The organism is Bifidobacterium sp. UBA6881 (assembly GCA_002451435.1).
GTDB lineage: Bacteria > Actinomycetota > Actinomycetes > Actinomycetales > Bifidobacteriaceae > Bifidobacterium.
The window spans coordinates 1-1,453 of sequence record DKCF01000071.1; the positions used below are offsets into that span (position 1 = coordinate 1).

Below are 1,453 nucleotides of genomic sequence, written 5' to 3' on the forward strand. Positions count from 1 at the left end.
CGAATGCCGTCGAAGTAGCTCGCCAAACGGCTGAGGTTCGCCGAATCGTAGAACAGCGAGCCGATGATCTCGGTGAGACGTTCCGCACGCGCGACCGGCAGCGAATCCCAATGGCGGAATTCGATGAAGTTCTTCAGGCGCACGTCGTTGAAATGCGTGGAGATCACATGGTTGATCTCATACGGGTTGAGCTCGCGGTCGGGGTACACGTCGTTCGCGTTCTCATAGAACGCCGGATGGTGCAGGTCGGTGCCGGGCACCGCCAGAGCCTCGGGCGTGTGCGTCAGGTCGGCGAACATCATCGGGGTGGACAGCACGTCCACCGCGTAGTCCTCCCAGTCGAAGCGTGGGTCGAACAGGCCGGGGATGACGTTGGTGCGCTGGAAGTCCAAGTAATCCCACATGCGCTGGCGCAGCAGCGGATACGGGTTCTCCGCGCCCTCGAAATACGGGGTGTTGCGGAAGAACCATGCCAGAATCGGACCGATCACCGTTCCCAGACGCAGTTTCAGGATCGCGTCCTTCTCGTCGGTGTAGTCGATGCTCACCTGCGTGGACGCCGAACAGCGCATCATGCACGGGCCGAACTGGCCGACGCGTCCCAAGTATGCGGTCATCGCCTTGTACCGGTCCTTCGGATTGACCGGAACGTCGGCGTAGCTGGATTTCGGCTGGTAGCCGTAGTTCACCAGGCGGAAGCCAAGTTCGTCGAGGATCGGATCCGTCTCGCGGCGGAACCTGCCGTAGATGCGGGAAAGGTCCTCGGGCTTGTGCAGGATGCCGATCGAGGTCTCCACCTGGCCGCCCGGCTCCAGCGAAACGGAGATGCCGTCGCGCGCCAAGCCGACCAGCTGGCCGTTCTCCCAATATTCCTTGTCTTCGTCGTAGTACGGGCGGATGCGATTCAGCAGCGTGCCGATGCCGTTCTCCTCGTAGTAGTTCACGGCGGTGTCGTCGCTGTTGTGTACCGGCAGATGCTCTATCTCCACGCCGAAGCCGCCCGTGCCGCGGCTCTGGCAACCGGATTCAAAAAATTTGACCAAGCTCTCCACGTGCTTTGGATTCGGCTTGGTCAGCAAATGCGCATACGTAATCTTCGGCGTTGTCATGCTCGCCATCGTAATGGAAAACCGTCCGCGCAACGCAGAAGACGTTATACGGAAAATCGATAGCGGGCCTCGGCCGTTCCCGGTCGGGGCCCGCTATTCAAAAAGCCGTCATCCGCGGTTGCGTCCATCCGGAATCGCTCTCGGAGACCGCCGCCAGCGCGTCAGGCGGCCTTGGCCTCCTGCGCGGCGCGGTGCGCCTTCTTCGCGGCGGAGATCATCAGCTTGATGCGGTTGAGCTGGTTCGCCTCAGAAGCGCCCGGATCGTAGTCGATGGACACGATGTTGGCTTCCGGATGCAGACGGCGGATCTTGCCGAACATGCCGCGTCCCGTCACGTGGTTCGG

2 protein-coding genes are annotated in these 1,453 nt (G+C 61.7%); both read right to left on the reverse strand.

The window, feature by feature from the left end:
* Nucleotides 1-1,109 (reverse strand): glutamate-cysteine ligase family protein (locus tag B3C64_RS05305; protein WP_291534238.1); only part of this gene is annotated, 1,109 nt, incomplete at its 3' end.
* 161 nt (nt 1,110-1,270) lie between these two features.
* Nucleotides 1,271-1,453: hypothetical protein (locus B3C64_RS05310; RefSeq protein ID WP_291534240.1), on the reverse strand; the 183-nt coding region annotated here is incomplete at its 5' end.